This is a genomic window from Legionella pneumophila subsp. fraseri, from assembly GCF_000586315.1.
GTDB lineage: Bacteria > Pseudomonadota > Gammaproteobacteria > Legionellales > Legionellaceae > Legionella > Legionella pneumophila_B.
Genome location: NZ_JFIM01000001.1, coordinates 316353 through 332699, shown reverse-complemented (window position 1 = coordinate 332699; position 16347 = coordinate 316353). Strand labels below are relative to the sequence as shown.

Here is a 16347-nt window from a genome sequence, read left to right as displayed (position 1 = left end):
CTTTAGAAGAAAAAATCCAACACCAACCTATATTTTGAAGCAGACAGGCTAATTAATATACATCGCTTCCATTATCAGCTACAACTCGAGTGTGTCTTCCATAAATTACCAGAATTTTTTGCTTGTTCTTTAATTTCAAGTCTTCTGCTTGTACCACTGAAATAATGGTGCCAGAGTTTAACTTGATGACGTATTCGACACCATGTGTTCTATTATAACCACCATCTATCAAATTAGAATCAGCACCACCTTTTACATGCAGATTGGCATCAGCGTTTTGACGATGTAAATTCACTGGTCGTTTGGAAATAATCACACCCGGAATAACCTTTTTAATTTTGCCTATCTCATTTGCATCATATTCGCCGGGAGGAAGTTCATTGCTACAACTAACAAGTAGCAAACCCAATAGTAATGATGAAATGGATTTAAATATGATTTTAGTCTTCATGATAATTTAAACTCCAATGCTAATTAATTCACTATGACTCGTTATTCTAACTGAGATTCTCAAAATTATTAATTAATTTTTATTCACTTCCAATACAATGGTGGCAATTAAACAGGTTTTCAGGATCATAATGATGTTTAATTTGTAATAATTTCTCATAATTGGATCCCCATAAAGCCCTTTGCCAATTTTTTAAATTGTAATCGGCCTCATTTCCATAAGTGCCTGAATCGGGATTCAGATCAGATATTAGCTTCATTGCTTTTTTTGCCTGTTTAGCTGAAAACATTGCTTTATCTAAATCAGGTTTGTGCCCAGGTAACTTGGGAAAGACATATTGTTGCCCCCCAATTATTGTTATCAAGGCTGCTGCATCCAATACGGAAGGGTTCATTGATGTTTTTCTTTGTCTTTCGATGGCTTGCTGAGAAGCTCCTGACAAGCCTTTGTTGAAATGCAAAGACAGTTTGGTCAGGCGAGATGCTTCAAACAAGGCGTTAGATAGTGTATTCGAAAATTTTTCTTGAAAGAGGGTATAGGGCAAATAACCGGATTGGTAGTGAGTTAAATAGATAGAAACTTCTGACTGATTACCAGCCCACCAAAACTCTGGATAAGGGATATTTTTTCGCTTATCAATTACAATATGATCAGGTAGATTTTTGCTTAGATAATCGTAATCCCAGAATTTTCTTGCAGGTAGTACCAGACTGTTTATTGTAAATTGATAATGTTCAGGTTTTTGGGATAACCAAGTTTTAAATGGTTGCCATAATCTATCAACCTGAGTTTTGCTCATCCCTTGAAAAACCAATGCCAGCTCCATTTTGTTATCAGAGCCTAATATGACTTGTTCTCCCCAATGCTCATTATGAAGTTTTTCCCTGTAAAAAGTAATAAAATAATTTATGAGATTTTTAAAATCCTGATCTGTTTTTGCTGTAATGGTTCCTGTTAATGCCCCAAATGTTGCGGGCAATTCATGCGTTTCCAAAGTGATTTTACTTACGATACCATAGGTTCCACCGCCACCTCCTTTCAATGCCCAATACAAGTCCTGGTTTTGGCATTCATTAGCGATCAAAATCGAACCATCAGCGGTAATAACTTCTGCTTCTAAAACTCCTCCTGCACCAGTTCCATATTTTTTAGAAAAACTCCCAAACCCGCCACCTTGAATAAACCCACCAGCAACCCCGACGGAAGTACAACCTCCACCCTGAACATAGCGTCCCTGATTTACACTAACCTCTTTATAAGCCTCTATCCACCTTGTACCTGCTTCAGCAGTTACAGCGGGAACACTTTTGTGGTTTGCAGGACAACCCTGTGGGACAAAATGATTTTGGAACTGTATTCCTCTCATATGATGCGTCCAAATCAATAAAGAATCAGGAGCATTGGATCTTCCAAGATAGTCGTGACCGGTGCCTTTGACAACTAGTTTAATATGATGTTTTCTAGCAAATTTTACTGCATGAGCGATTTCCTGCGCTGTTTTTGCTGCAACTATGTATGGGCTTATTTCTGAATCCCATGCCTCAAACCAGCCGGTAGACTGGGTTGCGGTAGGTTGTGTTTCCAAATAAAAGGGATTTTTTATTTCCTCTAGGGTATTTTTACAACCATCACTTTGGGGATCTTCAATGCAAGGTGATAGATAGTTCCTGGCTTTTATTAAATGGCCATTTATTTTTTTGTTTAGTTGCTCCCATTCTTTGGAGGTTGGCCAGCATGATTGGTTAGGGAGGCAATAAGATGATTTATTGTTATTTACTGGCGCTTTTGCGTGAGAGAATGTTATTAAAAAGGTAACAATAAAGCAGTTAAATAGCATTATCCATAATCTCATTGCAAGACCTCTCCCTGTTTGCATACTGACATATTAACACATTGGTTTTGCGTTCATGACAATAATTTCTCAAGCAGAGTACTGGCTCCAATACGAAACCAATCTTTATGAATTGCTTTATCCATGAGTAACTCAGCCAATTGAGCATATTGTTGAGCTTGAAGAGGCGTTTTAATACCTCCGGAAACCTTGATGCCACATGAAGAGGCATAAGATGAATCCTTAACCGCGCATGCCATAGCAAATACTGCTGCCAGACTGGCGCCTTGGGGGATTTTTCCAGTTGAGGTTTTGAGAAAATGCCCACCAAGAGCAATGATTTCTGAACTAAGCTGATAAATGCTCTCCATATCTGGAAAAGCGCCAGTTTCTAAAATTATTTTTAAGGTTAGTTGATGTTTTTTGCAGGTTTGAATAATAACATCACAGTGATTTAACGCTTTTTGTTTATTTCCTCTTAAATAATGCTGATAGGGTATTACATAATCTATCTCATTAGCACCTAGCTGAATGGCATTATCTATATCTGCCAGGGAAGCCAGTAAATCATCATTTCCTTGAGGAAAATTGATTACAGTTGCTAATTTAATTTTAGCGTCAGGCTTAAAGGCATGTAGATGTTTGGGTAGGACACAAATAGCTGCAACATCATTTTGACTGGCTTGGTTCTGTAATTGATACAATGCTTCAGAGGAAGCGTCTGTCTCCAAAAAAGTCAAATCAATACAATGTATCAACTGAGTATTCGAAATAGGTATGATATCCTGGTTTGACAGGAGCTTGCCCAGGATATCATTAAAATGTTTATCCAAACTCACGATAATTCCAGAATATACTGTTTAATCAAAGTATTAAGTTTTTCAGCGGCAATAGATGCCATTTTGACAACAGAGTCATGGCTATGGCTGGTTTTTGCGAGACCGGTTGCATAATTTGTTATAGTAGCAATGACAGCTACATGTAAACCACAATGATTGGCGACTAGAACCTCAGGAACTGTAGACATCCCTACCGCATCGGCTCCCAGCAATTTAAAGGCACGAATTTCAGCTGCTGTTTCATAGTTTGGCCCCAAGACAGAGATGTAAACCCCTTGGTGTAGATTAATCGAGTTTCTTTTGGCAATATCCAGTAATGCATTACGCATGGTAATGTCGTAAGCATTATCTAAAGGATAAAATCTAGGGCCAAACTCATCATCATTTGGACCAACCAGGGGATTTCCAGGTTGAAAGTTGATGTGATCGGTAATTAGCATTAATTCACCTGGTCCAACGTCTTCTCTAAGTGAGCCAGAAGCATTTGTTGCAATAAAATACTGGCAACCTAATAGTTTTAAAGTTCTTACATAGGTTTTTACAGCGTCATGATTTTCCATGCTTTCGTAAGTATGAGCTCTGCCTTGCAAGCAAATAACAGCAGTAGATCCATGATATCCTAAAATTAATTTCCCTCCATGTCCCTGTACTGTAATTTTGGGGAAGCCAGGGAGTTTTTCGTATTCAATAGATACAGCATCCTCTAACTCTTCGGCAAATTGACCTAGACCTGAACCTAATACTACACCCACTTTTGGTTTAAATGATGGATATAATTTTTGAATATATTCTGCTGCTAAATGTGGGTAACTGATAGTAGATGTTGAAGTCGTCATAAAATCATCCGATTAAGGGTTAAAATCAAAAGCTAAGGGTAGTAATTCATTAATTGTAATACTATGAAATATTGTGTCTTTATTACAGAGATGTACCATGGTATCAGAGGAAGAAAATTCATGAATCCTTTGTCGGCATGCACCACAGGGAGAGCACAGCAAATTATTTGCGGCTAATACCACAACGCTTTTAATTTTTCGCTCACCTGCAGTAACCATATTACAAATCGCTGAAACTTCAGCACAAGTTGTTAACCCATAAGAAATATTTTCTACATTCACCCCTGTATAAAAGTTATTTTTATCAGTGCATATACAGGCTGCTACTGAAAATTTGGAATAGGGAGCATAAGCATTGACTAATGCCCTATGTGCTTCGCTAATCATTTTCGAAGTTAATTTATCCATTATCACCCTCATCATTGGCGTGCAGAATATACTAAATTAATGCTGTGATTTACAAGTATGAGAGGATAAATCCATTTGAGGATCTGAGAACGGTTCTTTTATTTTTACATCATGCGGCGCTGAGTGTAGCGGCTTGGTTCCATGATAAGGTTCTGGGGTAGGATTGGGCTCCAAATGAATTTTTTTCCCCAAATTATTGCTCATTTGTTTATAGCTTTCATCCATAGAGATATCAGGTTGATAGTCCCCAAATTTCGATTCGAGCCAATATTCCAGTGCTAATGATCCTACCCCAATACATATAATAGTTGTAATGATAAGTAAGGGTATAGTTATTACTGGAATAAAAAAAGCTGCAGTAGTTGAGGCAGCTGTAATGAATCCTATTACACTCATGGATAAAGCATAAGAAACGTAGGCATTTTGACGGTCTTTGGAAAAATTTTCTTCAGAGATGGGCGGATTATTTAATTTGTTGTATTCACCAATAGTCCAAATAATATTACTGCCAAAGTACAGCCATCCTGAAAGGACAAGCATTATCGGAGAAAAGATTGCCATCATACTGATAGTTGTGGCTATGAGTCCTAGCGCGGCAGCATAAAGATACTGTTCTTTAAATTGAGCAAACTCGTACCATTCTTGGTTCTTTTTAGCTTGACCGGGATAAAAGTGACTTGCAATAAACCATAGACTATAGCCAATCAGATAAAATAAAAGTGATATCAGATTCAAAGCGGAAGAAACCAAGGCAATGGGAATGTATTGGATTTTTGAAATTATAAATCCAGATATAAAGAAATAACTACTTGCGTTATTTAATGTTGTATCATTGCTCACAAAATGGTATTCCAATTATTTTTTAGGTTCATTCTACTTAAAAATATAGGTTTCATCCAGTAAACCGGGATTATGAACAAAATGTATAATTATGTGCATGTAAACGGGATTACATAATTTAAAATACAAGTCAAAATTCTATTGGTAGTTAAAAGGAGGAAACTGGATTATAGAGATCTTATATAACATCAGCAGGTAAAATGATACGAACGAGCAAACCACCTTGTTCTCTATTTTTAGCAATAATTTCGCCTTGGTGTAAAGCTACAGCTCTGGCTGCAATTGCCAATCCCAACCCATAACCACCTGTTTTTTTGGTTCTGGAGGTATCCACTCGGTAGAAAGGATTAAATATTTTTTCCAGTTGATCTTCAGGAACTCCGGGTCCTTTATCACTAATATCAATATAAAATTGATCTTTGCCTTCATTATAGCTTGACGAAATAATGACTTTTTCATCTGGAGGGGAATAGTGTGATGCATTACGGACAATATTTTCAATGGCCCTGTGCATTAAGCGTTGATCAATGTTTAATACACAAGGTGTAATTATTCCAGCTTGTATTCTTATAGAATGATGACTGAATTCATAATTTGCATCACTTATAACTTGCGCAAGCAAATCAGCAATATTTGTTTGAGATAAATGAAGCTCAGTTGTCGATTTCTCTAAACGAGCAAAGTCGAGAATTTCACCTATCAAATCATTAAGTCTGGATGTTTCGATTTCCATGCGGGCAAATTCATTATCAGCCAAATGCCCGGTTTTCTTTTTCCCTAATTCTATGGCGATTTTCAGTCGGGCTAATGGAGAACGTAATTCATGCGAAATATCCTGTATTAATCGCTCCTTGGAATGAACAAGTGCTTCTAATTGCTCAGCCATACGATCGAATTCATTGCTTAACTCGGCAATCTCATCTTTACTATGACCTCTGAAGCGACCAACACGAGTATTTAAATTGCCTTTAGCGATGGATTTTGCTGCCATGCCTAATGAGCGTAAAGGCTGAGTTAAATATCGTGAGAGTAAATAGCAGATAAGTCCACTAATGAATATGGCCAGAGTTAAACGTATAGTCAGGCCAGCCCAAGGGATTTGCACAAAATAAGAGATTGGTTTTTCACTGACAGCTGCTAGTCGGTAATATTTTCCAGAAGTTGATATGATCTCATGACTGACAACCAATTTTCCTGTCTTAAATATGCCATCGCTGGGAAGCTCATCATTTATTAAATTTTCTGAAATCTTTTTAACATTTTCAGGTGGTTTCTGAGCCCCAATGATTTCGCCAGTACTGGTTAGTAAATAAAGTGTCATATGACGAGAAAGTCCTATTTTATCAAGCCATTTTAAAAGTGCTGATTGTTGGCCTGATTCATAAGTTGCAACAGCTGCGTTCGCATAGCTGTCCATGAACATTTCTTCTCGAGCTGGTTGTGATGATTTTTGTGCGATTTGGCTGGTAACCCACGCCGTGGTAAAAATAATTAAAATGGTGGCAAGCCAGAAAGAAACAAATATTTTCCAGTACAAGCTACGCATTAAACATGTATCCAAAACCCCGGACAGTTTTGACTAAAGGTTCTCCCTGAGGATTATCGCCTAATTTATTTCGTAAATTGCTGATGTGAACATCGATACTGCGGTCATAAGCAGTGTATTTTCTTCCCAGAGCATATTCGGTGAGTTCCTCTTTGGAAAATGCTTGTCCTGGTGATTTGATTAACATTTCCAAAATATTAAACTCAGCATTAGTTAATTCAAGAAATTTCCCTCCCATAGTTACGTGCCGTTTGGAGCAATCCACGATGATATTGTGCTGTTCAATAATTGGTTTGGGAGTTGGGATTTTTTGAGTGCGTCTTAAAATAGCTCGCAGACGTGCGACTAATTCTCGTGGATTGCAGGGTTTTGGCAAATAATCATCTGCACCAATTTCTAATCCAACGATGCGATCGATATCATCGCCACGAGCAGTTAACATCAATACAGGTGTTTCCAAATGCTCTCTTATTGCTTTTAATACTTCAAAACCATTAAGTTTAGGCAGCATGACATCCAGTATGATGGCATCAAATACTTGGTTCAAAGCTTTTTTAACACCATTTTCTCCATCATGTACGCATACCACATTGAAACCTTCAGGTTCCAAATATTGGGTTAATAAGTCTGTTAGTTCTGTGTCATCATCAATAATGAGAATAGAGCTGCTCATGAATTACTTATCCTTCAACAGTAGAATTTGGTTTCTCGGAAATTCTTTTATCGAGACATTCTAATAACTTTATTCTTCTCGAATCGGCATTAAGAACTTTGAATTCAAAATCATCTATGGTTATTACTTCACCTCGTTGAGGTAAATAACCGAATTTGTTTAATACTATGCCCCCAATTGTATCATAGGTTTCATCACTAAAATCAGCGTTGAGCTGTTCGTTAAATTCTTCTATTGGAGTGTGAGCTTTAATTATATAGCAGTGGCCTTCATGGGCTTTGATATAGGCGTCTTCATCAATATCAAACTCATCTTCTATATCGCCGATTATTTGTTCAATGATATCTTCAATGGTAACGAAGCCTGACACCTCTCCATATTCATCGACAACAATAGCCATGTGGTTTCTATTACTTCGAAACTCGCTAAGCAGACTATCAAGGCGCCTGCTTTCAGGTACAAACGTTACTTGGCGGCAGATATCCAATAGATCAAACGATTCCATGTTTTCTGGCTGATATCTTAATAAATCTTTCGCATGCAAAATACCAACAATTTCATCAGGATTTTCACCAGTTACGGGAAAGCGTGAATGTCCTGTTTGAGTTACAATGGATATAATATGTTTAAAATCATCGCCTTTATTAATACAGACCATTTGATTTTTAGGCAGCATGATATCTCGAACACGCATTTTTGAGAAAAGCATAGCTCCTTCAACCATTGCAAGGGTCTCTGAACTAATCAAGGAGCGTATTTGCGCATCTCTTAATAAACTGACTAATTCTTCCTGATTTTGTGGCTCTCCTTGTAAGAACTGTTTTAAACGAGAAAACCACGACCCACCATCTTCCAATTTATTCAAGTTCATTTTCCTCGACTTCATATGGATTAGCATAACCTAATTCAGCCAGTAACTTGGCTTCGAGCATTTGCATAATAGAGGCTTCTTCATCTTTTATATGATCATACCCTAATAAATGCAACACCCCATGAATCAGGATTAAAGACCAATGTTCATGTAGCGATTTATTGAATTGAGTGCTTTCTGCAAGTAACACTTCAGGGCAAATAACGACATCACCCAAAAGAGGACATTCCAGTTCAATGTTTGCAGGTAGGGAGGATGGAAATGCAAGAACATTGGTTGGTTTGTTCTTCTTTCTATAGGTGTGGTTAAGATAAGTCATTTCTTCAATATCAACCAGACGAACTGTTAGCTCAGCATCTTGCTTATGATCTCTTAGAGCCAGTGATGCCAGCTTGGTGATTTCATCTTCATTCAAAGGCAATAATTTCCCTGTAGCATTTTGTATGTCAATGTGATGGGTCATTTTTTATTCCTTTCTATCTCATTATCATAGCAATCTACGATTTTTGAAACCAAAGGATGTCTGACGACTTCACGACTGGTAAATGTATGAATGCTGATATCAGGAAAATGTCTGAATAATTGAATGGCATGCGTAAGGCCAGAGTCAATGCCTTTAGGTAAGTCCACTTGAGTAATGTCACCTGTAATGACTGTTTTAGAGCCAAAACCCATGCGTGTCAGAAACATTTTCATTTGCATAATGGTGGTATTTTGAGCCTCATCCAGGATAATAAAAGATTCATTTAAAGTCCTGCCCCTCATGAAAGCTAATGGAAGAATTTCAATGATGTCAGTTTGAATTAGCTTTTGAGTTTCTTTAAAGCCTATCATTTCATACAATGCATCATAAATAGGCCTTAAGTAAGGTAAGACTTTTTCTACTAGATCACCTGGAAGAAAACCGAGTTTTTCCCCCGCTTCTACAGCAGGCCTTACAAAAATAAGTCTTTGCACTTCGCCTTTTTCAAAATATTCTATTGCTTTGGAAACAGCCAGGTAAGTTTTACCAGTCCCAGCTGGCCCTACGGCAAAAGTAATATCATGTTTATTAATAGAGTCCAGATATGCGGCTTGCTTGCTATTACGTGCAGAAATTGATTTTCGGGATAATCTGATATGGTGAGTCATTGCTGTTTGATAATCCTCATTGATTAAGACTCGTAGTGTTTTAGCATCTATAGGTTCGGCAGTTAAAGGATACAATAATTTTAATACTTTTTTTATCTCTTCAAAATGGTCACCTGATTGGCCACATATTATCATATTATGGTTTTTGAGCTTTATTGAAACCTTGAAGTGCTGTTCTAAAATTTTTAAGTTACTATGCAAAACCCCACACAGGTTTGCGATTTCCCTGGTATTAAGAGGTGGTAATTTGATTATTTCACTGTTTAATGTACTACTCAAAGTTTTTATAAAGATTAATGACCATACTTAAAGAATAGTGCAAAAGTACTATGTTGTGCAAGTTGTTCAAAGAAAAGGATAGTTTAGTCTTTACAACCTCATATTTTTACCTGATTTGATAACAATTAACGTGCGTTTAGCGACATAAAAGTCATAAAAGCCTTTTATGTCGAACTCACGTTAATTATGCTATACTTCGATTTTTTTAAATTAGCTGCAATTTATGATCGATCTTCATTGTCATAGTTCTTTTTCAGACGGCGCACTAACTCCTGAAGAATTAATAAAAAAAGCGAATACTTTACAAGTTCAATGCTTATCTCTTACTGATCATGATACTGTTGCAGGATATGACGCTTTATATGGTGCTGCAATCCATACAAATATTGAAATAGTCAGGGGGATAGAACTCAGTACTCGTTGGAAGAAATATGACATTCATATACTTGGTTACCAAATTAACCACACAGCGGAATTACAAGAGTTAATTGCGCATCAAAATAAAAATCGAATAGAGCGTGCCGAGAAAATTGGAGAATCCTTGCATTTGATTGGTATTGACAGTGCTTATGAAAAAGCATGTCATTTGGCTGGCCACAAACGGGTTGGACGACCTCATTTTGCCCAAGTACTGATTAATGAAGGAAAGGCAAAAGATATGAAGTCGGCTTTTAAAAATTACCTCGGGCGAGGCAAGTGTGCCTATATACCTACCTTATGGATTAGCATGCACGATGCGGTCAAATGTATATCACATTCTGGTGGGCAGGCTGTAATTGCTCATCCACTTAAATATGGTTTGACGCGTTCAAAATTGCGTGAGTTAATCATGGAATTTAAAGCAGCTGGAGGTGTTGGTATGGAAGTCGTTTCTGGAGAAATGACCACTGTACAAATTCAAGAAATGGCCGGCATGTGTGAGCGATTTCATTTGCTTGCCTCATCAGGTTCAGATTACCATAGTGACGCTCAATCTTGTATAAATCTGGGGCATCAGAGACAATTACCAATAATATGCACGCCTATTTGGCAAGAATGGAACATTAAACAGGGGACTTTATGAGTCAGTTTTTTGCTTTACATCCGGATAACCCTCAAGCACGCTTGTTGAGAAAAGCAGTTTCAATCATTGAAGAAGGGGGGCTTATCGTTTACCCGACGGATTCAGGCTATGCATTGGGCTGTAGTTTAGGCAATAAGTCGGCCTTGGAGCGGATCCGTCGCTTACGTCAATTAGATAAGAATCATAATATGACTCTGGTTTGTCGTGACCTATCCCAGTTAGGCACTTATGCCAAGGTCTCTAATCCAATTTTTAGATTATTGAAGGCTTTCACTCCAGGCTCTTATACCTTTATTCTTAATGCTACACATGAAGTGCCTCGCTTGATGCTTCATCCAAAACGAAGAACCTTGGGCTTAAGAGTGCCCGATAACACGATTACTTTGTCTTTATTGGAGTGTCTGGAAGCTCCTTTAATGAGTACTACCTTAATTTTACCGGGAGCTGAAGCTCCATTAAGTGAACCTGAAGCAATTAAGGATTTATTAGGTAACCAAATTGATTTAATTATTGATGGTGGAAATTGTGGTCATGAGCCCACTACAGTTGTTGATTTAACCGGAGATTATCCGGTAATTATAAGGGAAGGAAAAGGAGACCCTGAACCCTTCAGGTAATGGAATATAACCAAGGCTTTGTTAGTATTTAGTGAAAGAGAATTTTGTGTTACCCCTACCAGGCTTCAATTGACACAATTGAAGGTCATTTTGCCCGGTTAGCTCTTGATATGAATCTCATGTCTCTAATCTTGATAAAATTTAGATAAAATGTGTTTCACACAAGCATGCGATGAGAAAGTCAAGAGATAAAGAGATTTTTGTATTTGAAATAGTGGATTAATTTATAACAAGAAGAGGAAATTGATGTCAGCATTGTTTACTTCCAATAAGCGAGTCGTTTCTGGAATGCGGGTCAGTGGAAGATTGCATTTAGGTCATTATCATGGTGTTTTAAAAAATTGGATAAAATTACAACATCAATACGATTGCTTCTTTTTTGCAGCGGATTGGCATGGCCTGACAACACAATATGAAGAACCTAATTTTATTGAAAAACACCTATGGGATATGATCATTGATTGGTTAGCTTGTGGGGTTAATCCTGGCTTATGCAAGATATTTATTCAATCCTGGGTTCCAGAGCATGCTGAATTACATTTGCTTTTATCCATGATAACTCCTTTAGGATGGCTGGAGCGCGTTCCCAGTTACAAAGATCAACAGGAGAAATTAAAAGAAAAAGATTTATCGACCTATGGTTTTTTGGGATATCCTTTACTTCAAAGTGCCGATGTACTTTTATACCATGCTGATTATGTTCCAGTAGGTGAAGACCAGGTAGCTCATATTGAGTTAACTCGAGAAATAGCTCGTCGATTTAACTACCTTTATGGCAGAGAGCCCAATTTTGAGGAATTGGCTGCTGCAGCCATCAAAAAAATGGGTAAAAAGAATGGGAAAATTTATACCGAATTACGCAGACAATTTCAGGAGCATGGCATCCACGAATCCATTCAAACAGCGCAGGCACTTTTAGAGGATCAACCTAATTTATCGATTGGAGACAAAGAGCGATTATTGGGATATTTGGAAGGAAGTGGCAAAATTATATTAAGCGAACCACACCCTTTGCTGACAGAGACTGCAAAAATGCCTGGCCTTGATGGGCAAAAAATGTCCAAATCTTACCATAATACGATCATGCTAAGAGATGAGCCGGCTTTAGTTGAAAAGAAAATTCTGACTATGCCTACGGATCCGGCACGAGTTAAACGTACAGATCCAGGAGAGCCGGAAAAATGTCCTGTTTGGCAATTCCACAAAATATATTCTAATGAGGAAATAAAGGATTGGGTGCAAAAAGGTTGTCGAACCGCTGGGATAGGCTGTATCGACTGTAAAAGACCAGTGATCGATGCTATCCAACAAGAAATTAAACCAATACAGGAAGCAATTACAGATTATGAGGCTGATTTAGGATCAGTAAAGCGTATTGTAGCAGAAGGAAGTGAGGCAGCCAGAGAAGAAGGAAACAAGACTTTAAATACGGTCAGAGAAGTCATGGGGCTTGATTATTAATGAATGTGGATTTGCAGCCTGAGCCTGTAGTGAAAGCGGTGATAGATGGTAAGGAAATTACTCAGTTTCCAGATGATTTGTATATTCCTCCTGATGCATTAGAGGTATTACTGGATTCTTTTACCGGACCATTAGATTTATTGCTGTATTTAATCCGCAAGCAAAATATTGATATTCTTGATATTCCCATGACGAGTATAACCAACCAGTATTTACAGTATATCCAACTTATGGAAAATCGAAGAATGGAATTGGCTGCTGAATATTTATTAATGGCAGCCATGTTAGCTGAAATTAAGTCTCGTTTATTATTGCCGGTTACATCAGATGCAGAGGAGGAAGAAGAAGATCCTCGTATGGCTCTGGTTAGACAGTTGCAGGCTTATGAGCAAATAAAACAAGCGGCTGAATTATTGGATGGATTGCCAAGACAAGACAGGGATAATTTCACAATTCAGGTTAATCCCAATGAGGTTGAAACAATTAAAGTTTATCCTGAAGTTGAATTGTCTGATTTAGTTGAGGCTATGAAAGTTTTGCTGAAACGTGAAGAGCATTATTCTAAACATCAAGTATCCCGAGAGTTGATGTCTGTTCGTGAGCGAATGAGTCGCATTTTGTTTCAATTACAACATCAAAAAATTTTGGAATTTAGTCAATTATATACCCTGGAAGAGGGCAGGATGGGTTTGGTTGTGAGTTTTTTAGCTATTCTTGAATTGGCCAAGCAGTCTTTATTGATCATTACACAAACTCAGCCATTTTCACCTATACATTTGCAGGCTGCATGAAATGATTGACAATGAATTGAAAAATATTGTTGAAGCTTTGGTATTATCCAGTAATGAACCTGTTGCTTTAGAAAAAATCCAAGAGACCTTTGATGAGTGGCAAAGACCAACATTAGAAGATTTGCAGACTATAATAGAGAGCTTAAAAGCGGATTATTCTTCTCGTGCTTTTGAGCTTGTCCAGGTTGCAAGTGGTTTTAAGGTACAAACGAAATCGAAATATGCTGCCTGGGTCGCTCGTCTCCAAATCGAGAAGCCAGCAAAGTATTCGCGGGCACTGCTTGAAACTTTGGCAATAATTGCTTATAAGCAACCTGTTACGCGCGCTGATATTGAAGAAATTAGAGGAGTTGCTGTTAACAGTCAGATCATGAAAATGTTAATGGAGAGAGAGTGGATTCGTATAGCAGGCTATAAGGATGTAGTGGGAAAACCAGCTGTTTATACGACGACAAAAGAATTTTTAAATTACTTTAACTTAAATTACCTAAGTGAACTTCCTCCCTTACCTGAAATAATGGATACATTAACCCTGCACGAGGCAACCCAATCTATAGAAGAGTGTACGCAAAATGAGCAGTGAAAGATTACAGAAAATATTAAGTCAGGCCGGACTCGGATCTCGTCGTGAAATGGAGCGGTGGATTGATAATGGTTGGGTGCAGGTTAATGGCAAACCAGCTAAACTGGGAGATTCCGCTGGCCCTAGTGATAAAATTAGCGTCAAAGGAAAGTTGATTCCCAACCCTTTAAAAGGCAAACAAAACATCCGGGTTCTTCTTTACCATAAACCCGTCGGTGAAGTATCCAGTCGACATGATCCAAAATTTGAAAAAACAGTATTTGATAACTTACCGCATCTTAGACAGGGGCGTTGGGTGCAAGTGGGGCGTCTGGATTTAAATACTTCCGGCTTACTCATTTTTACTAATAATGGCGAATTGGCCAATCAACTCATGCATCCAAAATATGGTTTGGAAAGAGAGTATGCCGTACGAGTTCATGGTCAAGTCAGCCAGGAAGCTTTAAATAACTTATTGAAAGGGTTTATGTTGGATGACGGTTTGGCAAAATTTACCAAAATCCAGTTTCGTGGAGGAGAAGGAACTAATTCCTGGTATCATGTGACCCTTAATGAAGGAAGAAATAGAGAAGTACGTCGTTTGTGGGAGTCTCAAGGCGTTGAGGTTAGTCGATTAATAAGAATCCGTTACGGCATGCTTGCTATGCCCAGGTTTTTATCCAGAGGGCAGTTTTATGAACTTACCCCAAAAGAAGTGACTGAATTTCTTGATTCATTACCCAATGAATTGTCTTAAATGATTTAAAATCAGACGTTGGATTTCGTTGTGTTCACTATGTCAACTGTCTTGAAAAGAATTATGACTTTCTGGACAGTTATTTTTGATTAATCCTATCCTCACATGTATAAACATATTCAAAGTTGAAGAAGTTTTAGGGAACGAAAATTTAACATCTGAAGAAGCAATGGAGCAATTTACATGGCTTTCCCAAAAATGCTGAATCCAGATCTGAAAATCTACGCAAGATTATTTGCCCATGAGTTTGAAGAGAGAGCTAATGCCTAATTCATCAAATGTTTTAAGGCATATGGAAAATCACCTTGCCTTGACTACGTGTGAAGATATAAAAAACATCATGCAACCTTTGCTCGCAAAACATGGTATGACAGTCTTTAATTATTATCGAATCTATTTTGATAGCACTGTCATTAGACTCTCTACAGACCAAAAATGGACTGAGCATTATTTTAAAATGAACTATCTGGAAACGCTGACTGCTCCAGAATCCTATTTAAAAAAACCGCTGAATTATTATTTATGGCTACTAGATGACTGTCCTTTGATGCTCCAGGATGCCGCAATAAATTTCGACATGGCCAATGGAATATCTATTGCTAAAATAAACCATGATTCTATAGAGTATTTTTGTTTTGCAAGCAGACGTGATAATACAAGTATTGTCAATAACTTTTATCTCAATAACTTGGATGTACTGGAGCAATATAGTCTTTATTTTAAAGATCAATTTAATTCAATAATAAGTCAATTCGAAAAAAATAAAATAATACTCCCCTATAATGCCAGTTGTTGTCACCGCAACAAAATCAATAAAGAACTAAAAAAATCCCTTCTTTCTCCTCGGCAAAAGGATTGTGCAAAACTCTTGTTGCAAGGAATGAGTTATAAAGAAATTGGGAAAATACTCCAATTATCAACAAGAACTGTTGAAACCCATGTTAATCAATTAAAAACAAAATTGGAATGTGATAATAAAGCTGAGTTGATTATTCAATTGAACGGCATCATTACAAGATAAATAACCATTTTATCCGTGATTTTACGGATATTCTCTGAATGTTGCTTTAAGTATTCTTTATGTTTTTAAACAAGAGAGTATTTAAATGCAGAATAAGGCCGAACTCCAAATTCTTTTCCCAGATTGGATAGCACAATCGCTTCTAGTCTCAACGTAAAGCATTACGAACAAGTAGGGAATAATCCTCAAATAAAAATAGCTTAATCACATTTGTCTATAAATGCGGTTTGAGAGATATCCGAATACAACAAGGCCTGATTTTTTTTGCTATGAGCATAATTTATAAAATTTTAGAGTATTAGTTTCAAATTGAACAAAATATGCAAGAACAATCAAGGGTGAAATGAAATTACGATAATGCATTAAAAAA

The 16347-nt window shown here is 37.3% G+C and carries 18 protein-coding genes; 7 read left to right on the top strand and 11 right to left on the bottom strand.

Annotated features, from left to right (window positions below):
* Window positions 1–52: 52 nt before the first annotated feature.
* The 11 genes from CC34_RS0101485 to CC34_RS0101435 all read right to left on the bottom strand — a co-directional run bounded on the left by CC34_RS0101485 (window position 53) and on the right by CC34_RS0101435 (window position 9561).
* Window positions 53–451: a hypothetical protein gene (locus tag CC34_RS0101485; RefSeq protein WP_010947160.1), complete on the bottom strand. Its 399-nt coding sequence runs from the start codon at window positions 449–451 to the stop codon at window positions 53–55.
* A gap of 79 nt (window positions 452–530) precedes the next feature.
* Complete coding sequence (locus CC34_RS0101480; RefSeq protein WP_027226937.1) at window positions 531–2303, bottom strand: FAD-dependent oxidoreductase; 1773 nt, start codon at window positions 2301–2303, stop codon at window positions 531–533.
* Window positions 2304–2356: 53 nt separating this feature from the next.
* The gene (gene deoC, locus CC34_RS0101475) at window positions 2357–3121 is read right to left on the bottom strand and encodes a deoxyribose-phosphate aldolase (protein WP_027226938.1); all 765 of its coding nucleotides are present in this window, start codon (window positions 3119–3121) and stop codon (window positions 2357–2359) included.
* Window positions 3118–3957 carry a purine-nucleoside phosphorylase gene (locus CC34_RS0101470; RefSeq protein ID WP_027226939.1) on the bottom strand — a complete coding sequence of 280 codons (840 nt, stop codon included), beginning with the start codon at window positions 3955–3957 and terminating at the stop codon, window positions 3118–3120. The genes deoC and CC34_RS0101470 overlap by 4 nt, the downstream gene beginning before the upstream one ends.
* Window positions 3958–3969: 12 nt before the next feature.
* The gene (gene cdd, locus CC34_RS0101465; protein ID WP_027226940.1) at window positions 3970–4365 is read right to left on the bottom strand and encodes a cytidine deaminase; all 396 of its coding nucleotides are present in this window, start codon (window positions 4363–4365) and stop codon (window positions 3970–3972) included.
* Window positions 4366–4401: 36 nt separating this feature from the next.
* Window positions 4402–5205 carry a hypothetical protein gene (locus CC34_RS0101460; protein WP_028379070.1) on the bottom strand — a complete coding sequence of 268 codons (804 nt, stop codon included), beginning with the start codon at window positions 5203–5205 and terminating at the stop codon, window positions 4402–4404.
* 178 nt (window positions 5206–5383) lie between these two features.
* Entirely contained in the window at window positions 5384–6751 is a 1368-nt protein-coding gene (gene cpxA / locus CC34_RS0101455) for a two-component system sensor histidine kinase CpxA (protein ID WP_028379069.1), read from the bottom strand.
* Window positions 6744–7424, bottom strand: a complete 681-nt coding sequence (gene cpxR, locus CC34_RS0101450) for a two-component system response regulator CpxR (protein WP_011213724.1) — start codon at window positions 7422–7424, stop codon at window positions 6744–6746. Before cpxR ends, cpxA begins: the two co-directional genes overlap by 8 nt.
* 7 nt (window positions 7425–7431) lie before the next feature.
* Complete coding sequence (locus CC34_RS0101445; protein WP_032832149.1) at window positions 7432–8322, bottom strand: CorC family transporter; 891 nt, start codon at window positions 8320–8322, stop codon at window positions 7432–7434.
* On the bottom strand, window positions 8282–8758 hold the full coding sequence (gene ybeY / locus CC34_RS0101440) for an rRNA maturation RNase YbeY (protein ID WP_027226944.1): 477 nt from the start codon (window positions 8756–8758) through the stop codon (window positions 8282–8284). The genes CC34_RS0101445 and ybeY overlap by 41 nt, the downstream gene beginning before the upstream one ends.
* Window positions 8755–9561: a PhoH family protein gene (locus CC34_RS0101435; protein ID WP_028378885.1), complete on the bottom strand. Its 807-nt coding sequence runs from the start codon at window positions 9559–9561 to the stop codon at window positions 8755–8757. Before CC34_RS0101435 ends, ybeY begins: the two co-directional genes overlap by 4 nt.
* Window positions 9562–9928: 367 nt before the next feature.
* Between CC34_RS0101435 and CC34_RS0101430 the strand changes: the two genes are divergently transcribed.
* The 7 genes from CC34_RS0101430 to CC34_RS0101395 all read left to right on the top strand — a co-directional run bounded on the left by CC34_RS0101430 (window position 9929) and on the right by CC34_RS0101395 (window position 15977).
* Window positions 9929–10768, top strand: a complete 840-nt coding sequence (locus CC34_RS0101430; RefSeq protein WP_027226946.1) for a PHP domain-containing protein — start codon at window positions 9929–9931, stop codon at window positions 10766–10768.
* Window positions 10765–11385 (top strand): L-threonylcarbamoyladenylate synthase, encoded by a 621-nt coding sequence (locus CC34_RS0101425; protein WP_027221621.1) that lies wholly within the window; start codon window positions 10765–10767, stop codon window positions 11383–11385. The genes CC34_RS0101430 and CC34_RS0101425 overlap by 4 nt, the downstream gene beginning before the upstream one ends.
* Window positions 11386–11631: 246 nt before the next feature.
* Complete coding sequence (locus CC34_RS0101420) at window positions 11632–12846, top strand: tryptophan--tRNA ligase (RefSeq protein WP_027226947.1); 1215 nt, start codon at window positions 11632–11634, stop codon at window positions 12844–12846.
* On the top strand, window positions 12846–13637 hold the full coding sequence (locus CC34_RS0101415) for a segregation and condensation protein A (protein ID WP_027226948.1): 792 nt from the start codon (window positions 12846–12848) through the stop codon (window positions 13635–13637). Before CC34_RS0101420 ends, CC34_RS0101415 begins: the two co-directional genes overlap by 1 nt.
* Window position 13638: 1 nt before the next feature.
* Window positions 13639–14220 carry an SMC-Scp complex subunit ScpB gene (scpB, locus tag CC34_RS0101410; RefSeq protein WP_027226949.1) on the top strand — a complete coding sequence of 194 codons (582 nt, stop codon included), beginning with the start codon at window positions 13639–13641 and terminating at the stop codon, window positions 14218–14220.
* Entirely contained in the window at window positions 14210–14956 is a 747-nt protein-coding gene (rluB, locus tag CC34_RS0101405; RefSeq protein WP_028379068.1) for a 23S rRNA pseudouridine(2605) synthase RluB, read from the top strand. Before scpB ends, rluB begins: the two co-directional genes overlap by 11 nt.
* Window positions 14957–15218: 262 nt before the next feature.
* Complete coding sequence (locus CC34_RS0101395) at window positions 15219–15977, top strand: LuxR family transcriptional regulator (protein ID WP_027226950.1); 759 nt, start codon at window positions 15219–15221, stop codon at window positions 15975–15977.
* Window positions 15978–16347 lie beyond the last annotated feature (370 nt).